Source organism: Tolumonas lignilytica, from assembly GCF_000527035.1.
Lineage (GTDB): Bacteria > Pseudomonadota > Gammaproteobacteria > Enterobacterales > Aeromonadaceae > Tolumonas > Tolumonas lignilytica.
Genome location: NZ_AZUK01000002.1, coordinates 122294 through 146597 on the forward strand (window position 1 = coordinate 122294; position 24304 = coordinate 146597).

A 24304-nucleotide genomic window follows, 5' to 3' on the forward strand; every position below is an offset into this window, starting at 1 on the left:
ACAAAATTATGACAAACGAAGAATTGATGATGTCTCTGCGGCATCATGAGTTTATTGGTCCATGCGCCATTCAATATAGATTAAAATGTGGTTGGACAAAGGCGAAATATAAGTTAGATGAGTTAATAACTTTAGGATATGTTGATGAACAACAAGAGACAGTTTACCGGCATAAAAATCTAAGCTATGAACCTTTGCCAAAAAAAACAATATATTCACCATACATTAGAATTTGGAAGGAGCCTATTGAGAAAAAATATTTTAACAAAAGTTTAAACATTAAGGATAAGATTCATTCCATATTGGGAAAAAACCAAAATCATAAAAAAATTGCAATTTTAACAGGGGATGCTAAGGAAAGACTTATCCTGAAAAAATGTAGTATTGCCAGAATTCAAAAGGTGGTGATTAAAACACCATTACGACTTAAACTCCAAAATTTTAGAGTGATCATTATAACCGACAAGCTAATGGAAAAGCATTTTGGCTTTTGGGGGTTTAATCGAGTAAGAAAATTAAACTATGTTTCTAAGGTTTATTTGTTGTGTGCTTGATGGGGTAGTAAGATGGAATGTACAAATTCAACAATCAAGTTCTGTTTTAATAAAGAAAAGTATGGCGATATGGATTTTGTGGCTATAATAACTAAAAGTATAATGCCAGTTTTAGAATATTTTGATGATTATAAATTTGAAGAGACCAACAATGTTGTTTCAAATTGTTTTGGTTTTTCTGATTATGATAGTTATTTAAATTCAGAAGATAAAAATAAACACCTGCACGAATCGATTTTACATGGCTTTTGCGATAACCTTAAAAGTTATTTAAAAAAATCAGGTCGATTAGATCTTGAGAAGATACCTGATATTGCGATTGAAGAAAGCGTTCGCGGTTCATTTTTTGGAATGTTACCGATTTATTTCAACTTGTTAGATATCTTTGAGTGTGGTAGGGAATTATTCGATCTTGAAAGTAATTTTCATCTCAAGAGAGATTGTATTATTAGAAAAATAATAGTTCCGGTAATTAAAGAACTTCAGATTAGTGATGCGCATTCAATCAGTGATGTTGTGAAGTTTTGTGAATTAGATTTCGTGTATGATTTATATTTGAAATTGAATAAATGGAAATACATGCGCAATTTGAAAATAATGAAAAGCTTTATGCGGAATTATGACAGTAAAACAGGAACATTTTCTGAGAATGCCAATGTTTGGTGGCATATCATTTTGCGTGAATATGGCTCATATGAATCCGTATTTGATAATTTTTTCTCTGGTGGGAATGTTAATGATTTTTTCAAATGATTTTTTTCTGGTGGTTAAAGTGGATATACACATTGATAATACATCAATGTGTATATTGTGAGTTCTTATACTTCAATAAATCTAAACATTTTTGTTAAGGATATATATGTTTAAAATTCCAGAATTGCCATCTCAATTGCAAATGAATCAAGATAAGATACAAAAAATAGTACCAGAAAATCAATCATTTATGTATGAGATCTCCCGGTGGGGTGAGCCTAGCCTGAATATGTCATCTCGTGATGAATGTAAAAAGATATTAGCAAAGTTCTCTGGAAAAATCAGTCGTGGCGATGTTATATCGATGGCTCAAAATTTCTTTAAAAAACAAACTGATGAAATTCTTGCGAGTGAACTGTTTTTTTCTGTTATGTTGTGGGGATGGAGTGATCAACCTATTGGAGTTCCACGTACAGATAATATATATTTGAGCAATTCTTCTGAACACATTGCTAAATCAATCATTCAAGCAGCTAAACACATCCAAATTGGAGATATAATTTCTGCATATTCTACGTGGGATGTTAAATATTGCAAAATGGCTTTCATGACGAAAATGTTTTATTTTCTTGGTGTTGCCTCCGAGCAAAAGCCACTGCCATTAATACTGGATGCAAATGTTGTGTCCAAGCTAGATCGATTGGGGCTAGACGCAACCAACTTCGCTTCTTGGACACTAGATAATAAATCAAACAAATATGGTGTAACCGCTGATACTAAGCAAAGTCCAAGTAAATATAATAATTATGTAAATATGATGAACGTGTGGGCAGACCAATTAAGTTGCAGGCCAGATCAGTTAGAGATGTTTATATTTACTACTAATTTTTAATGTGATAGATGAACTAATCATGGATATAAACTATCAAGATATACTCTTTAGTCTACAGAGTAGATTGTCTGCAATCATTAAACATTCGAATCAACAGCAGGATTTTTATAGGAAATACAAAGATAATTTATGTGTTTATAACATTGCGGATTTGGTCGCCCACCCTCACAAAAAACATTTATTTCCATTTAGAATAATTGGTTATGGTTCATTTAGCGTTGTTCTTAAACACCCTAAAATTTCTAATGTTGTTTTTAAGATCCATAGTGAAGATGGATTTAATGTGTATGCTGAGTATTGCAAAAATCTGGTAAAACCATTTAGCTTAATACATCCTGTAATTTATGAAACAGTGTTTGCTTGCAATAAATATGGTGAGCTATTTGATGAGGCTGTATATATAACAGTAATGGAGGAATTGTTTGAGTTGAGGCGGCCTATATGTAAAACAGGAGAGCTAATAAGCTATATTCAAGAAATAAGAGATCTTTGCAAATACACAACTGAACATCACAAATTAATATCTGTTGATGTAAAAAATAACTTAATGCAGCGTATAGATGGTCAAATAGTTTGCCCTGACCCTGTTGCTGCAATATTTCCAAATATAGATAGCGATCCTGATTCGGTTGATATTTATTAAAATAGTTCACGGTGAAATCTGAGTTAAATTCTATTATTTTACATCAGTATTGTTATGCAGCTCAATTGTTTTAGGTGTATATTGTAAATATAAAAATATTAAGTGAGTCTTATGATTTTTTAATCATAAGATTATGTGATATACATCAATGAATTTTGCAGGTTAGTGTTGGATTATTATATGGCTTTAAAATTGGTGATGATATTTTCATATAAAACATCTGGTCATTTAGCCAAGCCTAACAGCCAAGAGATATATGACAAATTATTACCTATAAGATGGAGTCATTTAAGTAAGGTTGGCATTAATAATTTATTTATCTCAGTTATTGTAACGTAGAATCTGTCAATTAGGAGTCATAATTAATCCGATCTTGGTATATTCTGGGAGTTTTTTTAAGATATGGAAACATCATTAGATTGTTTAGACTACATTCGAGATCTCTCTGAAAACATTAGTTTTTCAATTCAGCGCATAATCGAACTTGAAAAAAAATGTAATGAATTTATTGATTTTCGAGAGAGTCATATTGATCTTTTATGTAAGATTTTAGGTGAAATATCACCAATATTACGTGGGGATTATTTTGATGAAAATCAAAAATTATTAATTGAGAAGTTGCCAGAACTTAAATCAGAGTTGGAAGGTAAAGTCGCATCGGCAAGAGAAAATAAAGTAAAATTAATTGATGAACAGGCCAATTTGGAAGCTAAGGTTGCCACTTTAAAGTTTATAATTAGAGAGAAGAATGATGATATCAGATTTAGAGAAAATGAAGCTGGAAATAAAAAAAATTAAATCAGACTTAAATGATTACAAATGCAATGAGTTTATACATGAGATAGATTCAGATTTGGATCATATAGATATGATTGTGTCGGTTAACTGCCAATCAATGAATGATATTGTGAAAATGAGAGGAAAATTGGCCTATGAAGCCAGTCGGACTAAATCAAAGATATCAAGTTTTATAAAAGATAATAATAATCAAATAGAAGAAATTAAAAATGATATTTATTGTATACAAGATATATTTTGTTTATTAAAGGATAATATAAGTGAAATTAATGATTTGGTTTCTTTACAAAAGAAAGTTGATGATTTATATGATGATGTTTATCATCTTCAGGATGAAAAAGAAGATGTATCTTATGTGTTAAGTAAATTAAAGGACATTGAAGTGTCTATCTCTACATCAACCATATTTAATGGCTCCTTTAGTTATTGGAAAAAGATTAATGGTGGTAAAGTTAAATGAAATATTGTGCTAATTTTGATGTTTCTATAATTATTAGTGTAGTTAGTGAAGTGCGCCACTGAGCAATAGTGGAATATCATAAGATAATATCTGGTGATACAAGAATAATTTAATACATTGTATTGATGGTCAATTGATTTGGTTTGATTTGGTTTTCAAAATTAAGAAAATGACGTTTACTTCTATATTATAAATACACATAAAAATCATATGTTATTTTCACTGTATTCTGTTAAACTTTAAGTGCAGATTGACGGTTATTTATTACATTGTAAAACAGTCACTTACATCGGAGGTTTTCCGACTCTCAATTATTGCGAAATTATCAACCCGTATAATCCAGAAATAAGTTATCTGAATTCTCTGGAATATGTACCTAGCAAAAGTGCGAACAAGTTCCATTTTGTCAAACAGATATGATTCAAATCTAATATAATCAATCAATCAATCAATCAATCAATCAATCAATCAATCAATCAATCAATCAATCAATTAGAAATGGCTGCTTCTTGATTTGAGACTTATTTGTATGTTCTCTAAATATAATTTATTGTTCGATATTATAATTCACCATGTTTTAATTAATATTTGAATTTAGAGTGTATTTTAAATTTCGACAGATCTGTTTGTGTGTTCTTTGAGTTATAATTAATTTTGGCGGCTATATGAGTGTGTATCTTCGATTATAACTAATTTCACACACAAGAATTGCTAATTTATTTCGCATATATTAAAATACAATAAAGCTTGACTTTAGCAAGCTATGTTTCTCGGCTACGTGGAAATTTTATTTCCATTCCCTCGAAACGCTTGTGCTCAAACCCGATTGGGTTCTGCGCGAAAAATAACAAAACAATAATAAATATAAAATAATAAAGGTAATGCTTATGGTAAATAATAATGATAAAAGTGACCATAAAGGTCGCCCATTAGTAGATAAAAAGTTAATTCGTTCTGAGGTGATCCGAATTCGTTTTACCCCTGAAGAACGGTTAATTATCAAATCTGATTGTAAAAGTCACAACTACACATATATATCAACATATCTGCACGACTACTATTTTAAGATAAGAAATAGTGAGAAAGTAGTAATTAAATCAAATGTCCAAGATGATTTAATTAACCTTGAGGCTGTTATAGCTACACACGGCAAAGTCAACGCTGCCATGTCTCTTTTAAAACGTTATGCAAATTCATCGCAGTCGTTAAGCTTTGAGCAAAACAAAGAGCTGTACCAACTACTGAAACAAGTAGCCACCAATTTGCACGCAATTAAAGCAAGATTGGCAGGGTAGGTGAGCTATGACTATTTCTAAAAAACTGAAATCTCGAAGCGAATCTCGAGGCACTCTTGTATATGTCTATCGTGGTGAAGAATCACATCCAGTGATAGGGAACAAAGGAGACTTGCTAATTGATAACGCAAGGCATATAGGTGGACAACTGTCTTCTGCCGACCCATTTGATTATGGTCCTGATAGTAAACCATACAAAGTAAATATAGATGAATTGGCCGCTGAACTAGATGCTCAAGTGCTGAAGTATAAAGGCATTGGTTCAGGTAAAAATCTTATTCAGCACTACATTGTAAGCCTTGCTCCAGGTGAAACTTTATCAGACAAAAAATGGCGCAAAGTAGTAAAAATGTTTATGGATGAAATGGGGTATGGTAATGACACACTTTATACAGCTTGCGTTCATACAGAGAAAGATCACGAACATGCCCACATAGTGGCATGTCGTGTTAGACACAACGGAAAACTAGTCCCAGACCAAAAGGATTATGCCAAAGCTGTTGATGCTGCACGTAAGATCGAAATAGCGTTTGGTCTCAAAATCACGGCAAATCCTGATGAAACAATGGGAGTAGAACCGACTCGTAAAGAAGTTGAGCTTGATAAGAAAAATATTAAAAAACTTGCAGATGATCCGGCAGTTATCATTCGTGATCGGATGTCATCAGTATTTGATGCCAAACCAAAGACCATGACTGACTTCGTTAGTCTTCTCAGAAAGCAATACATCAAGTTTCAAATTAAAACGAACGCAAATCATGAGCCAATTGGCATCAACTACAGCATTGACGGAGATCTCTGGATCTCCGGTTCTAAAATAAAAAAAACACGCACTACATGGCCTGCTTTACAAAAACATGAAGGCATTGAGTACAAGCCAGAGCGGGATAATAAAGCTTTAGGCATTGAATATGAATCTTTTGATGATCTACTTAAGTGTGTTTATAGTGAAAATGAACCAGAGGTTTTCGATGTTCCAGAAACTATTAATATACCAACAGTCCTTAATGTACCGCAAAATGGAAGTACTGATTATTCTGTTTTTAATATTAACTATTTTGCTAGGATCTCAAATGGTCAAGTTAATCGAATTCAAAAGAAAGATTTGAAATTAAATATATACAAGCAAAAAAACAATGAAATATATTATGCTCGATTAAAACTATCCATAGAGTGTAGAGAGCATGAATTTGATATGGGGACTAGCGGAGATGACTTTGCGAAAGCATTGATTGCACTAGTGTTAATGCTTCTGAAGGTTTTATTGGGTATTGTATTTTTAGACTCGGATATAGTCGCTGATATTATACCTCATATTGAAAATGATGATTTGGATGAGCATGTATTTAAAATAAAGTGTCAAGGAAATGAAGATCTTGAAAATAAAATAAACAATAATCTCGATGTCTATTTGTCTAAACACAAAACCAAGAAACCTTCTCCCTTGCATTCTATAGTATGATAATTCAGGTTGGTTAATTATAAAGTGGGCTTTGTAAATTAAATACCTCACAAGCCCATCAAATTTAAATTGACAACATTATAAATAAAATGTTATTAATATAATTAAGCAAAAATAATTATTATAAAAAGGATGCTTATATGACCATAATGCGTTTAAATGCGGATTTAAAAACCGTATCATTTTCAAAATCATCTTATACCTCTTATTATATGGAGGATAAAGAAGGGATAAAACATAATATCCCAAAAATTATACACATTCCTTTAGGGAAACTTTCTGTCTGTTCTGATTTTAATAAATTATCATATCTATCAAAAGAAGAAGCCATCCAATTTCGAGAGTTTGTAGACCAACAGTTGGCTGAGATAGCTAATGCCTTTGCTAACAATGCAAAAAATGGAAATTTTGGTGGTAGACCAGTAATAAAGTCTAATTCTCGAGATGACGCTAAGTATAAAAATTTTCCTGGTTATATTCAAAAACGGAAAGTAGGGGAGTTTATTGGTGTTATTGCTGATACCTATAAGTTAGATATACCAAATGACTTACCAGACGGCCTTATTGTTGGTGACATTTCCAATATTTTTAGCAACATAATGGATAATCCTTCAAAACTTCAGACAGTGATGAAGCCGCTGTATATCGAAGTCATGAATTATGCAGCATCTAAATCTTGTACACCTCATGATGCTTTGGCGGAAGAACAAATTAAAGCGTTGTTCTTGGTTTCTCAGCAGCTTCATTGCCTCGTACATAAAGGGTTTAAATGGCCAGTTTCTGAATTGCTCGGAATGGTTGAAGACTCGCGCGATCAATGGATTGATGAATTTAGAATTTCTTCAAAAAATGCTTCCATCTGGGGTAGCGTCAAAAAAATTCCGATTCTGCTATCAGAATACGAATACTAAAAATGGTTAATAAACAATCACCACTATGTGGTGATTGTTTAATTATTTCGATTATATATGTCTATTAATTTTCAATTAGTTGCCTACTGTTGTACTGCCTATCCCAACAAGTCGGCATAAGCCGACTTATTTTGTATTTTTGGCATGTCTTTGGCGGTACCCTACAAAAATTGCAAAGTAATATATTGGTGGATATCTGAAGTTGGTTAGCCCATTGAGCTAATACGTCAGTGGACAAAAATATGTAGCCTATTTAGACCAATGAACGGTACTGGCTAGTGAGGCAATAAATAATCAGGTGTACGTGATTTATCTATTCCAAAATCTTCCTTTGGTAAGTCTTTATCTAACATGACAATACATCGGCGATGATCTTTTAATGCTAGCAATGCTACTTTAAAACAATCCTCGCATAAATCTAGTTGATAACAGACACCATCTTCTTTTGAACCGTATCCCCACTGAGCTTTTAGTTCCCCAGACTCAGAATATTTATGACCATTAACCTCTTTCATAACACTGTCTCCACAAACATCACAAATACGATCAGTTACAGTTTCAACAAGTTGCAGTCCATAAATTCTCATCTAAATACTCTTCGTTAAAATTTATATGTGACAATACGATATTAGCAGAGTTTTAAGCTGTGATAGAGACTCGAAATGGGGCAGGAGGTGATAGTTGATTGGTATAACACGCCGATGGACAAAAATGCGTTACGTAATGTACTTAAAAATTACTAAATTTTATTTTTAACTGAAAACCACATCCTATGGGCGTGGTCATCGAAAGTCTTTGGCTCTACCTTATTGTCTTTTTTTATAAATTCGAAGTAATTAGTAGAGATTTCTTATTAGGGCTTTTAGTGCGCCCCGATGGGGCGCTAAAGCAATGCCGCCTTCTATGAAGGCGGATTTTTACTATTTGAAAAAATCTAAAACACTTAGTAAATGAACTTTATTGCTTCATGTAATGCACTAACCCCAAAGAGACTCAATATCAATATCATCACTGTCAGGTCTACTACCATCAGCCATTTCATCGAATTGAACAACCATAGGAATTTCGAACGATGTTCCCGTAATTACCGAACAACCTTTAGACAGATTAGGAATCATTTGTCGCGAAAGTTCATCAAGTGAGCTAATTGTATTTTCAAGTAATTGAAGGTCACGATCATTGACTAAGCGATGAATAAAGAAATTATGTAACTGAGACATAATTGTAGGTGAAATATCTGCTGGTCTTTGGCTTGATAAAGTCAGGAAGAAACCGAATTTACGTCCTTCTTTAATAATTTCCTCAAACAGCTCCAAACGATAGTCTTTCCAACTCTCACTTTCGCGATTGGATTGCGTTGACAGTATGTTATGAGCCTCATCAATTATCATGTGGAACGTTTGCTCTGGTGGATTCTGGTTTATGACCTTCTGTTTGTGTGCTCCATAATAAAATTTGGCCAATAGAAGTGGTAATACCTTCTTAATTTCTTGGTTAGTTTTTCGAAGGGATACCACAGACAACAGCTTTCTTTCCGGCTGTTTTTCGCTGACTTCAAATACTCTATCTAATGCTGTTAATGAAGCTTCTACTCGCTTTAGTAGAGGTTGAATATGGTCAAACTGAACATAACCGCTAACAAGGTCTGAAAGAAGTTGAGTGTTGATTCTCAATTCTAACTCACTAAATGGCGACAACTCTCTGATGTTGATAGCATCTACGTAAGGTTTGCAGTGATGATTGTACGCATAGTCATTATCGCCACCATTCAAGAAGTCTTGTTGATTTGGAAAATACAATTTAAATTGTTGCCCATGCCAACCCATCTCCCTAATTTTTTGTTCTAGGCCTTGAGATTTAATAAGCTTGGCAATCTCATAAATAAGATCTACAAACTCTTTCTTTTGGGCAGTACTTGTAAGAGCGCGTTCAATAGTTGACTTAACGTAATTCTGCAAGCTATCAGGATCGTTGTTGAACTTATGTCGACCGGTAACAATCCGTTTTAAGAATGGTTTCTGGGTATTTTCAGTAGCTTTAAATAAAATGCCAAATAATTCTTCATCCCAGAATACATCATTAGTTAATGGAAATTTATCACCATCATCATTACGAGTATCTAAATTGTATACATTTTTATAATCACCTTTCGGTATTAGCTGGTTATTTGTGTACTCACCGTTAAAGTCAATAATAATAAAGTGACTTTTATCTTTGAACTTATCCAACTTATTTCGAAATAGTGTGGTGTATAGGTTGGTTAACGTATTAGATTTGCCGCTACCTGTATTACCAAAGATGCCGATATGGCTATTGAACAGCCTTGACCAAGGCAAGGATACAGGTATTTCTTCCGTGAGTGTTTCACCTACAATGAAATCATCATTAGGCTTTCCAAAAATCGATTTAACCTGTGTATCACTCATTAGATAGGCAATATCACGGATCATTGGTAGATGCTTGATACCCTCATGGAATTCATCAAACTGGAAATATCCGATTGGTACTAATTCCACTTTGCGTATATAACAATTGTTCTCTTCATCTTTAAACCGTTCATCCAGATACTCACCTTGAACTCGCGCCACTATATCTTTGAATCCACGGCGAATCAGTATAAACTCCTGAATTGAAATACCGTTAAATTTCTCTCCATTGTAGAAAAGAGTTTCTTTATTGGATTCTTCGTATAATTCAACGATGATATTTGTGCCTTTAACAGAGATCACTTCTCCAACTTTTATGCTCATAGATCCCTACCATCAACCCTAACCATCTGAATTACGTTTTCATCTGCATTTTTTGGGGTAGCTGGTTTACTTGACTTAAGAACAGTAAAGTATTCATCATTAAATAATTTGAAGTCTAACTCATGCTCTTCTGAGAGGATGTATTCCACATTTGGATATTGACCAAATGTAGAATACATCCAATTTTTCACTGATGAATCAAAGCAAACTATATACATTTTCAGAGATGGATTTGACAGTGCTCTTAGTACAAGACTAAGAATATGTTCATCAGCAAATGAAAATCCAAACGTGATAAGAATGGATTGTGGACGTTCAAGTTCATAACTTAGGTGTCGAAGAATTTGATAGTATGCCTCTTCAAACACTGTTTCGTGAAACTTCCACTTTGTAGGGTTAACGATTGGCATCTTGTTATATGCAGGCCAAAATTTATTCGCTCGCAATTCAGCTAGATCGTAAAATATTTCAAAGACCATATCTAGGTCAGTGAGTGTTTTCTCTTCATTGTAAAGAATATTTCTGCATTCATCTAAAATCTGTGTTTCTTTTTCGTTAAATTCAAAGATGTAATTACTAGCTCCATAGTTAAGTTCGATATCACCTTTTTCATTCTTAGTCCAATGAACTGAACCATGAGCGTGTAGTAAGTTTATTTGAGTAAGATATTGATCGTGGCGATCTAACAGCCCTTTATTTACTACTCGATTGTTAAAGTTTTTTGTGTGGAATGTTCGAGTTTGAAAACCTGTACTACCATCGTTTATCTCAAACTGAGAGTTTCTGGCAGCCATTAATTCTTCACTAGCGATTTCGAGGCAATTATCATAGTTGGTGGTGAAAATGTTTGCTCGCTTGGCTGATGGTTTCTGTTTATTCAAAACTTGAATCAGAGTAGTAATAAACCGCTTGTACTCAGTAATAACCTGCTCTGTAATAGGCAGTCTAGGTGGTCTTGGCGGTAAAGTTGGCAGGCCAGGCTTGATGCACTCACGGTAATACAACATGAAAAGCATCGTTGTCATTTCTTTATTGCTTTCGTAATGCTTCGCTAGCGTCTCGAAGGTATGTTTTTTACCATTATCATCTCTGATTTCTAATGCTAACGTTGGTAGAAACCCAACAGATGCGCCTGCACCAAAAAGAAAGTTAAGATTGTGGTCGTAGATTTGATGTAAATTGAATTCAGTAGCCACTTAAGACCCACTCCTCAGAATAAGTCATGTCAATATGAAGTTTGATAATGTTGATTTCTCAAATCAACATCTACTGGCTACCAATAATACGCTAATTAACAGTGCCTAAACACCAAATTAGCTCCATTTGTTGCTAAAAAACAGTTTGGCTCAAACAGATCCAAAAGGGGCATCTCTTTCGGTATTCAAGATACTTCGTTTGAATGAAAAAAGTAACTCAAAATAACTTCGAGGCCATCCAAAGGCTAACGCTGAATTGGGCATTGGTGAGTTACAATCTTAGTGCCAACACTCGTGTTCACTTTAAAAGCAAGAAAACCAATAATCAAATGAGACCATCAATGATGCTCGAACAACATCGAGAGCAAATAAAACAAATAATTTTAAAACATCACGTATCGAACCCGCGTGTGTTTGGTTCGGTTCTCAATGGTACTGATACTGAATTAAGCGACTTGGACATACTCGTAGATCCAACGTCAATCACATCGCTTTTTGATATTGGAGCGATCCGATTTGAGCTGAAAGAACTGCTTCAGATTGAGGTTGATGTTTTGACGCCTAATGCGCTTCCTGATTCGTTTCGGACTCAGGTATTAGAGCAAGCAATTCCCATTTAATGTGCACGTATCCCCCAAAGCAAAGTTTTCTTTAAGATCCGGTCACTTTTCTGTTGTTCGCGCTGCATCAGCAAATCAAGCTTTTGTTAATTGTGTACAAATAACTCAATGAATCTACAGTCTGTTTATCAATATTATCAATATCGTATATTCAATTGATGCAGGTTGGACCAATGCCCGTCGAAAATCTGCCGCGGCGTACATGATTTAGATTTTTGCGTATTTCGGTATGAAGGTCTGGAAGTGCTCTGAACTTACTCATAGATAACAATCAGCCTTACCAATGCTGGCTGAGTCAGCACATGGTCTGAAAACTACGCCGCGGCGTACACGATTTAGATTTTCGTGACTTTTCAGTAAGGCAAATCAGGAAATGAACGGATCTGACTCATAGATATTGAGCCGCTTTACCGATGCTGGCTGAATCAATATATGGCCAGAAAAATCTGCCGCGGCGTACATGATTTGGATTTTAGTGACTTTTCCGTAATGAAAATCTGGAAATGCACTGATCTGACTTACAGATACCAGCCAGCTTTACTGATGCAGGCTGAATCAACACATGGCCAGAAAAATCCGCCGCGGCGGACATGATTTAGATTTTTAGATATTTCAGTATGAAGGTCTGGAAGTGCTCTGAACTTACTCATAGATAACAATCAGCCTTACCAATGCTGGCTGAGTCAGCACATGGTCTGAAAACTACGCCGCGGCGTACATGATTTGGATTTTCGTGATTTTATAGTAATGACAATCTGGGAATGTGTCGGATCTGACTCTTACATACCAGCCAGCTTTGCCGATGCAGGCTGAATCAATATATGGCCAGAAAAATCTGCCGCGGCGTACACGATTTAGATTTTCGTGACTTTTCAGTAAGGAAAATCTGGAAATGAACTGATCTGACGTAATAGATATCTGTCTTTTCGGAACTGATAAACCCAATACATGGCTAGCCAAAGTCGGTCTATGCCTACTTGATTATAATTACCTTCAGTAACGTAAATTTGAAAATGTTTAGGCTGGAATTATTATTTTCCTAAATATAATAATTGTTAATAAATAGGTGCCCTTGGTCTGCTTATGAAATTAACTAGATAAACATTAATTGTTTATGGGTAATTAAATATTGTGTGTATTTATTGAAAGTGACATTTAAATTTTTTATTGAATCTGCCACGTTTATATATTGACTTTTTGTTTTATATAAATAATATATATTTAAGCTCACTGAGTTTACATAAATAACAACAAAGGAAATTATTAATGTTTGATATTAAAGTTTATAAAGATAATGATGAGATTATTATTAAGTTTGAGAAAAATTACTTCGTGTATTCTTCGCTGAAGAAAAAGTTAAACAAACCAATCTTCAATCCGAAATATAAATATTGGACTGTAAGTGCAGATCAGGAAAATGCAGTTATTGCATGGGTAGAGTGGGTAAAAAAAGAATTAATTATTGCGGAAGGCAAAGAGCTACGTAGACTTAATGAAGGTGTGCTAGATGAGATACAAATTAATTTAAAGCAAGAAAAACAAATGCTGAAGGAAGTTGAACAAATAAAAGAAATGACTATCCTATTGAATGCTAATAAAGCTGATTTAGCTAAAGTGAAAACGCAGGTAAAAGAAGCACAACAAAAGCTAGCTGACAATAGAAATGAAATTCAAAGCGTGATCGGTGAAATGATGGACTTAAATAAGTTAAGAAAAATTGCAGACATAATGTCTAGTAATATGAATTATAAAATTAAAGGAATGAGAGAAAAATTTGAACTGGCCCAAAAAGATGCTGTGAGTTTAAGAAAAATTGTTAGGGAAGCTGGATATTGGTTTGATGCACTTGAACGCATAGCTGGGGCATCATTTAATCGGCCCGATAGAGATAACCCAAGAGATATCCCTGAATCAGCCTGGTATAAAATTGTAAAACAAGAAGAATAAGGCCAGCCGAAAGGCTGGTATTATTCTGTCGAATTTTTATCAAATTACCCTGAAAAAACCGACCAATTCGGCGTACTTTATTTAACAACAGGTAAATCTTTCCAGTTGGTCGTATAAGCAGGGGACAAATGCTCTCGTTTCATTGACCAATTCTTTGTAATACCTTCACCTGCAAACCAGACTTTCCCTTTGCCACTGTGGTTAATTTTGTCCAACACCTGCATCAGTGGTTTGCAGTTGTCGCGGACAGTGAAATCGCAAAACAGATCTGGTTGGTAGACTCCCGCATCGTAGAAGTCGGCCAGCATTACGCCTCCTTTCATGTAGCGGTATCCTTGCCGCCAAATCATCTCTAGCAGTGCTCTCGCATGGCCCAACATATCGCGAGTGTCATCTGTTGGAATAGGGAATTGGTATGTTGCTGAATTCGAGTAATACGATTCTGTTTCAGAAAATGGATTTGTGCGGATGAATACTGTAAGAGAACGAGCGAACTGTTTTTGCTGACGTAGTTTTTCGGTTGCCCGAGCGGCATAGCTGGCAATTGCTTCTTCCATTAAATGTTTATCAGTGATCCGTTCACCGAAGGACCTGCTGCTGATGATTTGTTTTTTGAGTGGCGTAACATCGTCTAATTTCAGGCAAGATTGGCCATTGAGTTCTCGAACGGTTCGTTCGAGAACAATATTAAATTGTTTTTTGATCCAGCCTGGCTCTGCATCAGCCAGCTTCAGAGCCGTATCAATGCCAATTGCGGTTAGATGTTTACTAAGCTGACGGCCAACGCCCCAGACTTCTTCTACGGGCGTAATTGCCATCAGTTTACGTTGTCTTGCCGGGTTGGTTAAATCCACAACACCTTGAGTTGCGGGATAGTTTTTTGCAGCATGATTGGCGAGTTTAGCCAAGGTTTTGGTCGGCGCAATTCCTACTCCGACTGAAATGCCAACCCACTGATAGATGGTTTGACGAATTTGCTGGCCAAATTCAGTTAAGCCACAGCAATGACTAACGCCAATTAAATCAAGAAATGCTTCATCAATCGAATAGACTTCCATTTTCGGTGACAGCTCTTCCAGTGTCGTCATGACCCGGTTAGAAATATCTGCATACAGGGCGTAATTCGATGAGAAGGCAACAATGCCATACTGTTTCACCTCATCCTGCAACTTGAAAAATGGCCCTCCCATTTTGATGCCAAGTTGTTTTACCTCTTTGGAACGAGCGACAACACAACCATCGTTATTCGATAGAACTACAACGGGTGTATGTTTCAAGTCAGGACGGAATAACTTCTCGCAGGAAGCGTAGAAGTTATTGCAATCGACTAGAGCAAAACAGGTCATCTGCGTTTGATAGACCGAATGATGTTAGTGACAACACCGAAGATCTCGAAATCGTCGGCCTCGGTGATCAAGATGGGCTGATAGTCATCATTTTGTGGTACTAGTCGGAGAGGTGTGAGTTCCAGCGTTTTGACTGTGAATTCGCCGTTGAGACTGGCAACGACAATATCTCCTGATTGTGCAGTGATTGAACGGTCAACTACCAGCAGGTCATCCGGATAAATCCCGGCATTGATCATAGATAAGCCTTCCACCCGAACAAAATAAGTCGCAGCGGGGCGTTTAACGCAAAGCTGATTTAGATCGAGCCGTTGCTCAACGTAATCCTGGGCAGGAGAGGGAAATCCGGCTGCGACCCTTTCCAGGAAGAGAGGAATGTTAAGAGGAGGCCAATTGCCTGCTTTGAAAATTTGCAGTGAACTCATAAAAACACCATATACTGTTTTTATGTACAGTACATGGTGGGATCTAGAATTTCAATACTCAAATCACGCGCTCTGAAAGGCGTTACTTATGCGACTTTGCTGAAATTCAGCGTTATTTTTTGGCCATTGGGAATACTCTGTTGCATTTGTCTGTATGTATTTAGTAGTTCTTTTTCCTGTTCAGATAGCGTTTGAGGAGGCGCAACCTCTATGGATGGTGTACAGCCAAACATGTCTGATAACGTTTGTTGGCGTCGAATATCATTCGTTATTGCTGCAAGTTTGGGCAGCCACTTCGCGTAACGTGTTGTGACTTCCTCATTACTGTGCCCAAGCAACGAAGCAATCTCAGCAATCGTGACGCCATTTGAAAGCAAATGTGATGCGTAAGTGTGGCGTAGATGGGACGGGCCACGATATCGAACGTTTCGATTTTTACACAGACGTTTGAAAGCGTTTCTAAAATCATAATCCTGACAGTAAAACTGGCTGGTTTTAGGATTTAAAGCTATCAGGTGTCTTTCTTCTTTTCTGATTTTATTCGGATCAGACATCTGAATATCTAAACGTTTCGCAGGCCGTTGGCTCGTCGCATTCTTGAGCGTATCGATCGCTTGTTCAGTGAGGGTTTCTAACGGAAGTTGACGATGACCTGCCTTTGATTTTGGTTTCTTGTAATAGCCTTCGACGACTGCTAACTCAACGTTGATTTGACGGTTATTAGTATCGATAGCTTCGTGACTCAGAGCCATGACTTCTTCTACACGCATCCCTGTCGTTACCATGATCATAAAAACAGCTTCTTCTAAAGAAATATTTTCTGGCTGAGGAAATAGTTTGCTTAGTTCTGTTTTCGTGAACGGGTCGGGATCCGTTTCTTCATCGATTTTTCGTTTGTATTTTTTCGACATTTCTTCCAAATCGATATCAATATCGAGTAATCGATCTTTGTAAGCTCGCGCCAACATTATCTTCAAAAAATCAATATATTGGATCATGGTACTGTTTTTATAACCGAGTTTGGTTTTCAGATCAGAAATGAAGAGTTCGATGTTGGTTTGAGTTAGCCGATGGACAGGCACATCCCCAAAATTCACGACACGCTCAGTTCTGACGTTGTAGCGAAATGGCCGTGTGCGTAAATTGTTTAACTTTGATTTTTTTTTCTTCAGAGACGATCGTGCAAGCGAGCGACCTGTTGAAATTTCAATTTCAACAGTGATTAAATCATTAACAGTGTATTCATTATTTTCTTCAAATAGCATGGATTCATTCTTGACATTTGAAGATAAAATACATTCCAATAATTAAATGTCAATAAGTATTTGAAAAATAATAATATATTGTATTTTTTAAATAATTTCATCGATGCGAGTCTAACTTGCTCCAATCTAAAAAGTCATATGGAAATGTATTCACTGTGCTTTGAAGTAACGGGACATTGATGTTTTTACCGTAATGACTATAGGTAAAACCTGGTTTCGCATGACCAACGAGTTCCGAAACGATATTTTCTGGGATCTGAGCTTGCTGTAGTTCGTCAATGAACGTATGACGGAAACCATACACAGTTGGCCTAGGGTTCCCAAGGAAACCTGCACGAGTGAGGTGTCGGGTATATCGACGAACTAAATTATTTGACCAGTCGTGGTCAGGACCGAAAGGTTTATCGTCAAATAATTGCTTTCTGTTTTTCCCTTGTTCTACAAATTCGAGAAATCCATGGTCAAGTAAAGCTTGATGGATGGGGACCACACGATAGGCATTTTCAGTTTTTAACGTCGATTCTTCGTCTGCTTTGTCTACATTAAGAACCCAGATCCCGTTCATTTCGATGACGTTTTTGCTGCTCAGTTGGCACGCTTCAGAAGGCCGTAATCCCATATATAGACAGATCAATGGAACCCAATAATCCTGAATTTTTAAGGGTCGATCTGTCGCTCGAAAACGCCCCATCAGATAATCAAATAGTTTTTTAGCTTCTGATTGTTTCCAGCGACAGCGACGGTTTTCATCTTTTTTAACGTTTTTCTTATGTGGAAACTTAATATTTTGGAATGGATGAACCAGACAAAACTGTAGTGTGGTACACCAGCTAAAAAATTGTTTTGTCGCGGAAAGATAAAGTGTTTTGGTTTTGCTGCTGAATGTTGTTGTTAACAGTTGGTCTCGATAATCCATGGCATGGCGAGGTTCGATCTGATCAACATGAGTAAATTTTTTCTTTTTTGCCCACTTGACGAATGCGGAGATCCGTAAGCGCAATAAGCCTATCGATTTTTGCTGAATTTTTTCACTTTGCTTCGATGCAAGGAATCGTTCGAGCGCAGCATCAAACGTCATGCTCTGCGCGAGTCTAACACCAGTTGAAAGCTGAGGTGGTAGTAGAGCTTTACCACTAGTCTGAGTTTCATCAGTTATGCTTGGCGCGACGATCTGGGGTGAGGGAATGTCACAGTAAGCATTTGCCCGGAATTGGGTTGCAGCATCAAGGATCCATTTTTGGAAGGTATGCGCAGAGACTGACGTTGCAAGAGTATCAATCAGATGACGAAGATGTGCTGCCATTTTCAGGTTTCTGTCGATGGCAACCTTTCTGGACTTTGTCTCAAGAGAGACTCTTACGGAAAAGGGAAAGCCCAAATCACGGAGTGATTTGGGCAGTGCAATTCTCGTATAGTAATTGCTTAGTGCGTTTTTGACTAAATACATAGCTTGTCACACCCGATTGCCACACTTGGCATTATCAAGGCAAAAATTTTAGACAAACTCGTTAATAATCAATCACTTAATATGGCGGTGAGTGAGAGATTCGAACTCTCGATACGTTGCCGTATACACACTTTCCAGGCGTGCTCCTTCAGCCACTCGGACAACTCACCAAATTTTTGTCTTTCAGGTTGTGACTCACATTACCCTTTCGACGGGGCGCTACTGTATGAGAAAGGGCATATGGGGTCAATCCTTTTTTGTAAAAAAATCCGGATGCTAGGTGCTTTTGCCTATCGACCGTATAATCAATGGTCAGATTGGTAAAAAGGTAAGCAATTAATGCGGTTGCAAGTAACGTGTGAAGATCGGCTCGGGCTGACCAGAGAGTTGTTGGCGCAGTTAGAGGCTAATCAGATTGATCTGCGGGGTATTGAACTCGATGTCGCGGGAATTATCTATTTGCATCTGCCGGATGTTGATTTTACGAGTCTGCAAAAATTGCTGCCTGATTTACGTCGCATTACTGGTGTAATAGATGTCAAAACAGTGGGCTTCATGCCTTCAGAGCGTGAACATCACGAGATCCAAGCCTTAATGAAGGCGTTGCCTGATCTGGTTTTTGCTTTAGACATCAAAGGCCGTCTAACACAGGCTAACGATGCGGTGCTGAACATCCTGCGTTTATCGCTGAAAGACATTCAAGGCGTCCAGGCTGGTAGTTTTCTCAAGGGGTTTGCGTTTCTGCAATGGCTGACTTCAGAAAATCCGCAACCAGAAACCTGTAAACTGATTTTCGCTGGCGAAGAGTTTCTGGCAGATATTCTACCGATTTTCATTCCAGATACACTGGGCGTTTCTCATCTGGCTGGGGCGGTTGTCGTACTGAAATCTGCGCGTCGGGTCGGTCATCACTTCAATTTATTGCATAGCTATGATGACAGCAGTTTCGAGCAGTTCTGTGCGGAAAGTCAGGTGATGCACCAGCTATTGCATCAGGCTCGCCGTTTTGCAATGCAGGATCAGCCATTGTTAATCATGGGTGAAACCGGATCAGGAAAGGAGATGTTGGCGCGTGCCTGTCACCGGGCCAGCTTACGGGCCAATGGGCCGCTGCTAACACTGAATTGTGCTGCGTTGCCGGATGATGTGGCAGAGCACGAACTCTTTGGTTCGGCACCCGGTGCATTTGGCCCTGAGTGGCCGGGTAAAAAGGGGTTATTGGAGCAAGCTTCTGGCGGAGCCTTTTTGCTGGATGAAGTTGCCGAGATGTCACCGTTACTGCAAAGTAAATTACTCCGGGTATTGCAAGACGGGCGTTTTCACCGGGTCGGGCAGGAGAGTGAGGTCACCGTCGATGTCCGCCTGTATTGTACAACCCGCAAATCGCTGGGAGAACAGGTGCGCAAAGGGCTCTTCCGCGAAGATCTTTTTTTCCGTCTCAATGTGCTCGCGTTGGAAATGCCGGCATTACGGCAACGACTGGCGGATATCATGCCATTAGCACAGCAATTTTGTAGTCGGATCAGTGATGAACTGCAGCGGCGTCGCCCACGTTTTTCTCGTTCTATGACCGAATTTCTGAACAGTTATCCGTGGCCGGGGAATGTCAGACAACTCAAAAATGCGTTGTATCAGGCGCTAACCTTGCTGGAAGGAGATGAACTTACCCCGGATATGTTGCGGCTACCATTGATGGATGCGCACGAATCAACCGCCGAGCAGTGGTTTGACGGTTCATTGCCCGAAGCCACTAAACGCTTTGAAAAGCTGATGCTGGAACGGCTATATCCGCTCTATCCTTCCAGCCGACAACTGGCGCAACGCTTGGGCATATCTCATACCGCAGTGGCGAATAAGTTGCGGGAATACGGTTTGAATAAAACAGATTAGCTTTGGGCTGAGAGCCAAACCACGCATGACGTGGTTTGATGTTATTCAGGGGTAGTAATTGGGCGAGACAGCAAATCAATCTGCTGACCATCAATTTTCAGATACCAGAGATGTGTATCCCAATCACCCAGCACAATCCGCCGTGCTTTTATGCGGAGGTGTAATTCGACGTCATGAATTTTAGGACGGTGAGTATGTCCGTGGATCATCAACGTTGCCTGATGTTGCTCAAAACACGCAACCACACTCTGCGGTGTGACATCCATAATACGCAGGCTTTTTTGTTGTTTCCCCTGACGGCTGCCTTGCCGGATTTGTTGTGCTATTTTCACACGGCGGGATAATGGCAAATGCAGAAATAGCCAACGTAACCAGGGCCAACTGGTGATCCGTCGAAAACGCTGGTAAGCCTCATCCTCGGTGCAGAGCAGGTCGCCATGTAACAATAACGCTTTTTCACCAGCCAGCTCACAGGAATAAATAGGCGGTAGCAGAGTCATCTGACATTCTTGGGCAAACCGTTTCCCAATCATAAAATCTCGGTTGCCATGAGAATAAAAAAGTAAACACCCGTGCTCGGCTAATGCTCTTAATGCCAAGGTAACCTGTTGTTGTAATGGTGATTGTTCATCATCACCTATCCAGAATTCGAACAAATCACCCAGAATATAGAGTTCCTCGGCTGCTCTGGCTTCCGTTTCTAAAAAACGGATAAAAGCATCAGTCAGATCTGGTCGGTTTTCGCTGAGATGTAAATCGGCAATAAAGAGTTTAGTCATGAGTATGGGGTAGAAGAGCCATACCGTTAAAACGGTATGGCAGACGGATTATTCAGTAATAGTCACGTTTTCAATAACAACATCTTCTTTCGGTACATCTTGATGCATACCGAAACGGCCTGTTTTTACTGCTTTGATTTTGTTGACGATATCCATGCCGTCAGTGACCTGACCGAATACGCAATAACCCCAACCCTGCATTGACTCAGATTTAAAGTCTAGGAAGGTGTTGTCAGCCACGTTAATAAAGAACTGGGCAGAAGCTGAATGTGGCTCCATAGTACGGGCCATCGCGATGGTACCAATCTTATTCGATACACCGTTGTTCGCTTCGTTTTTAATTGGTGCGCGAGTTTCTTTCTCTTCAAAACCTGGCGCATAGCCGCCGCCCTGGATCATGAAATTGCCAATGACACGGTGGAAAATAGTGCCGTTGTAGTGACCGTCACGGCAGTATTGCAGGAAGTTTGCTGCAGTAACAGGTGCCTTGTCAGCAAACAGTTCCAGAGTGATATCGCCAAAATTGGTATGCAGAGTAATAGACATGCTTTTGCCTCTTTAAAAGTTGTGCGCTGATTCTAGCTGATGAAGTGGATACACAAAAGCCGATAAGTAAAACATCTGTTAAAACCCAAGAGAAAGTAGGGGTGCAATCTCGGGCTCTCTTCTTTAGAATGTCGAGATTCATGATTAAGACGGTGACATTATGCTGAAGATTTACAATACCCTGACTCGCCAGAAAGAAGAATTTAAACCAATCCACCCCGGCAAAGTGGGTATGTATGTCTGTGGTGTCACCATCTACGATTTGTGTCATATCGGGCATGGTCGCACGTTTGTCGCATTCGATGTGGTTGTTCGCTATCTGCGTTACTTGGGTTACGACGTCACTTTCGTGCGTAATATTACAGATGTCGATGACAAGATCATCAAACGTGCGGCTGAAAATGCAGAGAGCTGTGATCTTCTGACCGAGCGGCTGATTGGTGATATGCATGCTGATTTTGATGCATTAAAACTGCAACGCCCTGATATTGAGCCACGTGCAACCCAGCATATTGGCGAAATCATTGCACTGGTGCAGAGTCTGCTCGATCAGGGTTATGCGTATGTAGCTGATAATGGTGATGTCCTGTTTTCGATTGATAGTTTCCCGGAATATGGCCGTCTGTCAGGACAAAACATCGAACAGCTGCAGGCCGGCGCGCGTGTTGATGTTGATGAAAGCAAACGCAATCCAATGGATTTTGTCTTGTGGAAGATGTCGAAACCAGGCGAACCCATGTGGGATTCGCCATGGGGAGCTGGGCGTCCTGGCTGGCACATCGAATGTTCGGCAATGAACTCTAAACATCTGGGACATCATTTTGATATCCATGGTGGTGGTTCTGATTTGCAGTTCCCTCATCATGAAAATGAAATTGCACAAAGCTGCTGTGCGCATCATACCCCTTACGTTAATACCTGGATGCACTCCGGGATGGTAATGGTTGATGAAGAAAAAATGTCTAAATCGTTAGGTAATTTCTTCACTATTCGTGATGTGCTGAAGGTTTATGACGCTGAAACGGTGCGTTATTTCCTGATGTCTGGTCATTATCGCAGCCCGCTGAATTATTCCGATTTAAATCTACAACAAGCTCGTGCCTCGCTGGAACGTTTCTACACTGCATTACGAGGGGTTGCGTTCGGTGAGGAGAAAACAGAGCTATCTGCACCGTTCGAGACGCGTTTCCAGTCAGCAATGGATGATGATTTTAATACGCCAGAAGCTTACTCCGTCCTATTTGACCTGGCGCGCGATCTGAATAAAGCGAAACAAGATTCTCCAGCTGAAGCAGTTGCATTAGCAGCTTGTTTACGACGTTTGGGTGGGGTTCTTGGTATTTTACAGCAAGAACCGGAGCAATTCTTGCAATCCGGCGCGGCAGAAGCCGATGATGTGGCGGAAATTGAACTGCTGATCAAGACCCGCAATGAAGCGCGTGCCAGCAAAAACTGGGCATTGGCGGATGAAGCTCGCAATAAGCTCACGGAAATGAATATCGTACTGGAAGATGGACCTCAGGGCACAACATGGCGTCGTAAAGGGTAATTATTTAGCCTGAAAAAGCCAGTCTGACACATTGAGCCAGACTGGCTTTTTTATTTGAAATTAAGCATTTGATAGCGTTCAAGCAAATCGTTGTATTTCTGGCTGTGGCGGACTTTAGTGAGCGCATCCTGATATTTTTTTATGACATTATCACTGGTTGCTCGGTTAAAAGCATAACAGTCAGTCATTTGTTGCAAGATCAACTTACGGGGATAATTCGCCGGATCGATGCCATTTTGCTGCAAGGTGGTATAAAACACGGGTTCGTAAGTCGCGATCATATCGACCTTATGCGACTGTAACAGCAAGATGAGTTGCTCAATATTTCTGGCTTTGAATAATTTAATTTTATTATGCGTTTGAGCGATAACAACGTCTTCTGCAATATCCGCACGAACAACACCAATAGTCAGTTTTTTCAGTGCTGCTTGTGATGACAGATCCTGATATTCATTCTTACGCTGAATTAAGACAACATTAGATGTACTGATAGGGCACACCCACTTAAACATATTTTCCCGTTCAGATGTTCGTGATGTTGCGAACAACACACTCCCTGGCTCTGTCTGCGTTATATAATAAGCGCGTGCCCAAGGTAAAAATTGGATGGATTGCTGAGGTTCAGACATTTCTTCCCAGATCAGATGCAGCAAATCAACAGAAAACCCGGCCGCATGTTGGTTGTTATCCTGATAGTTTACAGGTGGATTTTGTTCGCTGAGAAAAGTCAGCCCTACCTGTGAGGCATGGGCCAAAGAGACAGAAGTAATAACTGGAATTAACCACCGTAGTCTCAAGCAGGCGTTCTCCGATCCGTGAATAAAAAATTTCAGCTC

At 38.4% G+C, this 24304-nt stretch carries 24 protein-coding genes and 1 tRNA gene; 14 read left to right on the plus strand and 11 right to left on the minus strand.

What is annotated here, in order from left to right:
* Positions 1-8 precede the first annotated feature (8 nt).
* From H027_RS0115565 to H027_RS0115605, 10 genes are all read left to right on the plus strand, one after another.
* Complete coding sequence (locus H027_RS0115565) at positions 9-554, plus strand: hypothetical protein (RefSeq protein ID WP_024873365.1); 546 nt, start codon at positions 9-11, stop codon at positions 552-554.
* A 12-nt stretch (positions 555-566) separates the two neighbouring features.
* Entirely contained in the window at positions 567-1307 is a 741-nt protein-coding gene (locus H027_RS0115570; RefSeq protein ID WP_152536773.1) for a hypothetical protein, read from the plus strand.
* Positions 1308-1413: 106 nt separating this feature from the next.
* Complete coding sequence (locus H027_RS0115575; protein ID WP_024873367.1) at positions 1414-2139, plus strand: 8-oxoguanine DNA glycosylase OGG fold protein; 726 nt, start codon at positions 1414-1416, stop codon at positions 2137-2139.
* 19 nt (positions 2140-2158) lie between these two features.
* Complete coding sequence (locus H027_RS0115580; RefSeq protein ID WP_024873368.1) at positions 2159-2782, plus strand: hypothetical protein; 624 nt, start codon at positions 2159-2161, stop codon at positions 2780-2782.
* Between the two features lie 180 nt (positions 2783-2962).
* Positions 2963-3121 carry a hypothetical protein gene (locus H027_RS18960; protein ID WP_161632471.1) on the plus strand — a complete coding sequence of 53 codons (159 nt, stop codon included), beginning with the start codon at positions 2963-2965 and terminating at the stop codon, positions 3119-3121.
* 63 nt (positions 3122-3184) lie between these two features.
* Positions 3185-3580 carry a hypothetical protein gene (locus H027_RS0115585; RefSeq protein WP_024873369.1) on the plus strand — a complete coding sequence of 132 codons (396 nt, stop codon included), beginning with the start codon at positions 3185-3187 and terminating at the stop codon, positions 3578-3580.
* Positions 3531-4040, plus strand: a complete 510-nt coding sequence (locus H027_RS0115590; protein ID WP_152536774.1) for a hypothetical protein — start codon at positions 3531-3533, stop codon at positions 4038-4040. The genes H027_RS0115585 and H027_RS0115590 overlap by 50 nt, the downstream gene beginning before the upstream one ends.
* A gap of 887 nt (positions 4041-4927) precedes the next feature.
* Entirely contained in the window at positions 4928-5335 is a 408-nt protein-coding gene (locus H027_RS0115595; protein WP_024873371.1) for a hypothetical protein, read from the plus strand.
* Positions 5336-5342: 7 nt separating this feature from the next.
* Positions 5343-6797 carry a relaxase/mobilization nuclease domain-containing protein gene (locus H027_RS0115600; RefSeq protein WP_024873372.1) on the plus strand — a complete coding sequence of 485 codons (1455 nt, stop codon included), beginning with the start codon at positions 5343-5345 and terminating at the stop codon, positions 6795-6797.
* Between the two features lie 140 nt (positions 6798-6937).
* Complete coding sequence (locus H027_RS0115605) at positions 6938-7708, plus strand: hypothetical protein (protein WP_024873373.1); 771 nt, start codon at positions 6938-6940, stop codon at positions 7706-7708.
* Positions 7709-7983: 275 nt separating this feature from the next.
* Here H027_RS0115605 and H027_RS0115610 read toward each other — a convergent pair whose 3' ends face one another.
* The 3 genes from H027_RS0115610 to H027_RS0115620 form a co-directional block, all read right to left on the minus strand.
* Positions 7984-8295: a hypothetical protein gene (locus H027_RS0115610; RefSeq protein WP_024873374.1), complete on the minus strand. Its 312-nt coding sequence runs from the start codon at positions 8293-8295 to the stop codon at positions 7984-7986.
* A gap of 390 nt (positions 8296-8685) precedes the next feature.
* Positions 8686-10458: an ATP-binding protein gene (locus H027_RS0115615; protein WP_024873375.1), complete on the minus strand. Its 1773-nt coding sequence runs from the start codon at positions 10456-10458 to the stop codon at positions 8686-8688.
* Positions 10455-11654 (minus strand): SIR2 family protein, encoded by a 1200-nt coding sequence (locus H027_RS0115620; protein WP_024873376.1) that lies wholly within the window; start codon positions 11652-11654, stop codon positions 10455-10457. The genes H027_RS0115615 and H027_RS0115620 overlap by 4 nt, the downstream gene beginning before the upstream one ends.
* Before the next feature lie 203 nt (positions 11655-11857).
* Here H027_RS0115620 and H027_RS0115625 point away from each other — a divergent pair, with 203 nt between their 5' ends.
* The gene (locus tag H027_RS0115625) at positions 11858-12274 is read left to right on the plus strand and encodes a nucleotidyltransferase family protein (RefSeq protein ID WP_237657986.1); all 417 of its coding nucleotides are present in this window, start codon (positions 11858-11860) and stop codon (positions 12272-12274) included.
* Positions 12275-13540: 1266 nt separating this feature from the next.
* Positions 13541-14221, plus strand: coding sequence for a hypothetical protein (locus tag H027_RS0115635; RefSeq protein ID WP_024873378.1), 681 nt, complete (start codon positions 13541-13543; stop codon positions 14219-14221).
* Between the two features lie 77 nt (positions 14222-14298).
* Here H027_RS0115635 and umuC read toward each other — a convergent pair whose 3' ends face one another.
* The 5 genes from umuC to H027_RS0115660 all read right to left on the minus strand — a co-directional run bounded on the left by umuC (position 14299) and on the right by H027_RS0115660 (position 18874).
* The gene (gene umuC, locus H027_RS0115640; RefSeq protein WP_024873379.1) at positions 14299-15567 is read right to left on the minus strand and encodes a translesion error-prone DNA polymerase V subunit UmuC; all 1269 of its coding nucleotides are present in this window, start codon (positions 15565-15567) and stop codon (positions 14299-14301) included.
* Entirely contained in the window at positions 15564-15992 is a 429-nt protein-coding gene (locus tag H027_RS0115645; protein WP_024873380.1) for a LexA family protein, read from the minus strand. The genes umuC and H027_RS0115645 overlap by 4 nt, the downstream gene beginning before the upstream one ends.
* Positions 15993-16078: 86 nt before the next feature.
* Positions 16079-17257: a tyrosine-type recombinase/integrase gene (locus H027_RS0115650; RefSeq protein WP_024873381.1), complete on the minus strand. Its 1179-nt coding sequence runs from the start codon at positions 17255-17257 to the stop codon at positions 16079-16081.
* A gap of 97 nt (positions 17258-17354) precedes the next feature.
* Positions 17355-18704, minus strand: a complete 1350-nt coding sequence (locus H027_RS18730; protein WP_024873382.1) for a site-specific integrase — start codon at positions 18702-18704, stop codon at positions 17355-17357.
* Positions 18705-18786: 82 nt separating this feature from the next.
* Positions 18787-18874 (minus strand) — tRNA-Ser (locus tag H027_RS0115660).
* A 169-nt stretch (positions 18875-19043) separates the two neighbouring features.
* Here H027_RS0115660 and tyrR point away from each other — a divergent pair.
* The gene (gene tyrR, locus H027_RS0115665) at positions 19044-20594 is read left to right on the plus strand and encodes a transcriptional regulator TyrR (protein ID WP_024873383.1); all 1551 of its coding nucleotides are present in this window, start codon (positions 19044-19046) and stop codon (positions 20592-20594) included.
* Positions 20595-20635: 41 nt separating this feature from the next.
* Here tyrR and H027_RS0115670 read toward each other — a convergent pair whose 3' ends face one another.
* Both H027_RS0115670 and H027_RS0115675 read right to left on the minus strand, forming a co-directional pair.
* The gene (locus H027_RS0115670; RefSeq protein ID WP_024873384.1) at positions 20636-21373 is read right to left on the minus strand and encodes a UDP-2,3-diacylglucosamine diphosphatase; all 738 of its coding nucleotides are present in this window, start codon (positions 21371-21373) and stop codon (positions 20636-20638) included.
* A 48-nt stretch (positions 21374-21421) separates the two neighbouring features.
* The gene (locus H027_RS0115675) at positions 21422-21919 is read right to left on the minus strand and encodes a peptidylprolyl isomerase (RefSeq protein ID WP_024873385.1); all 498 of its coding nucleotides are present in this window, start codon (positions 21917-21919) and stop codon (positions 21422-21424) included.
* Positions 21920-22079: 160 nt separating this feature from the next.
* Between H027_RS0115675 and cysS the strand changes: the two genes are divergently transcribed.
* Positions 22080-23468 (plus strand): cysteine--tRNA ligase, encoded by a 1389-nt coding sequence (cysS, locus tag H027_RS0115680; RefSeq protein WP_024873386.1) that lies wholly within the window; start codon positions 22080-22082, stop codon positions 23466-23468.
* Positions 23469-23518: 50 nt separating this feature from the next.
* Here the strand turns inward: cysS and H027_RS0115685 are convergent, their stop codons facing one another.
* Positions 23519-24265, minus strand: coding sequence for a substrate-binding periplasmic protein (locus H027_RS0115685; RefSeq protein ID WP_161632472.1), 747 nt, complete (start codon positions 24263-24265; stop codon positions 23519-23521).
* Positions 24266-24304: the final 39 nt, after the last annotated feature.

What these genes read in the sequence shown, in the direction of transcription:
- H027_RS0115650 (WP_024873381.1), bottom strand. Translation starts at nt 17,257, where the DNA reads ATGCTATTTGAAGAAAATAATGAATACACTGTTAATGATTTAATCACT.
- H027_RS0115580 (WP_024873368.1), top strand. Translation starts at nt 2,159, where the DNA reads ATGGATATAAACTATCAAGATATACTCTTTAGTCTACAGAGTAGATTG.
- H027_RS0115635 (WP_024873378.1), top strand. Translation starts at nt 13,541, where the DNA reads ATGTTTGATATTAAAGTTTATAAAGATAATGATGAGATTATTATTAAG.
- H027_RS0115605 (WP_024873373.1), top strand. Translation starts at nt 6,938, where the DNA reads ATGACCATAATGCGTTTAAATGCGGATTTAAAAACCGTATCATTTTCA.
- H027_RS0115600 (WP_024873372.1), top strand. Translation starts at nt 5,343, where the DNA reads ATGACTATTTCTAAAAAACTGAAATCTCGAAGCGAATCTCGAGGCACT.
- H027_RS0115670 (WP_024873384.1), bottom strand. Translation starts at nt 21,373, where the DNA reads ATGACTAAACTCTTTATTGCCGATTTACATCTCAGCGAAAACCGACCA.
- H027_RS18730 (WP_024873382.1), bottom strand. Translation starts at nt 18,704, where the DNA reads ATGTATTTAGTCAAAAACGCACTAAGCAATTACTATACGAGAATTGCA.
- cysS (WP_024873386.1), top strand. Translation starts at nt 22,080, where the DNA reads ATGCTGAAGATTTACAATACCCTGACTCGCCAGAAAGAAGAATTTAAA.
- H027_RS0115575 (WP_024873367.1), top strand. Translation starts at nt 1,414, where the DNA reads ATGTTTAAAATTCCAGAATTGCCATCTCAATTGCAAATGAATCAAGAT.
- H027_RS18960 (WP_161632471.1), top strand. Translation starts at nt 2,963, where the DNA reads ATGGCTTTAAAATTGGTGATGATATTTTCATATAAAACATCTGGTCAT.
- H027_RS0115615 (WP_024873375.1), bottom strand. Translation starts at nt 10,458, where the DNA reads ATGAGCATAAAAGTTGGAGAAGTGATCTCTGTTAAAGGCACAAATATC.
- H027_RS0115565 (WP_024873365.1), top strand. Translation starts at nt 9, where the DNA reads ATGACAAACGAAGAATTGATGATGTCTCTGCGGCATCATGAGTTTATT.
- H027_RS0115675 (WP_024873385.1), bottom strand. Translation starts at nt 21,919, where the DNA reads ATGTCTATTACTCTGCATACCAATTTTGGCGATATCACTCTGGAACTG.
- H027_RS0115570 (WP_152536773.1), top strand. Translation starts at nt 567, where the DNA reads ATGGAATGTACAAATTCAACAATCAAGTTCTGTTTTAATAAAGAAAAG.
- H027_RS0115645 (WP_024873380.1), bottom strand. Translation starts at nt 15,992, where the DNA reads ATGAGTTCACTGCAAATTTTCAAAGCAGGCAATTGGCCTCCTCTTAAC.
- tyrR (WP_024873383.1), top strand. Translation starts at nt 19,044, where the DNA reads ATGCGGTTGCAAGTAACGTGTGAAGATCGGCTCGGGCTGACCAGAGAG.
- H027_RS0115610 (WP_024873374.1), bottom strand. Translation starts at nt 8,295, where the DNA reads ATGAGAATTTATGGACTGCAACTTGTTGAAACTGTAACTGATCGTATT.
- umuC (WP_024873379.1), bottom strand. Translation starts at nt 15,567, where the DNA reads ATGACCTGTTTTGCTCTAGTCGATTGCAATAACTTCTACGCTTCCTGC.
- H027_RS0115590 (WP_152536774.1), top strand. Translation starts at nt 3,531, where the DNA reads ATGATGATATCAGATTTAGAGAAAATGAAGCTGGAAATAAAAAAAATT.
- H027_RS0115585 (WP_024873369.1), top strand. Translation starts at nt 3,185, where the DNA reads ATGGAAACATCATTAGATTGTTTAGACTACATTCGAGATCTCTCTGAA.
- H027_RS0115625 (WP_237657986.1), top strand. Translation starts at nt 11,858, where the DNA reads ATGAAAAAAGTAACTCAAAATAACTTCGAGGCCATCCAAAGGCTAACG.
- H027_RS0115595 (WP_024873371.1), top strand. Translation starts at nt 4,928, where the DNA reads ATGGTAAATAATAATGATAAAAGTGACCATAAAGGTCGCCCATTAGTA.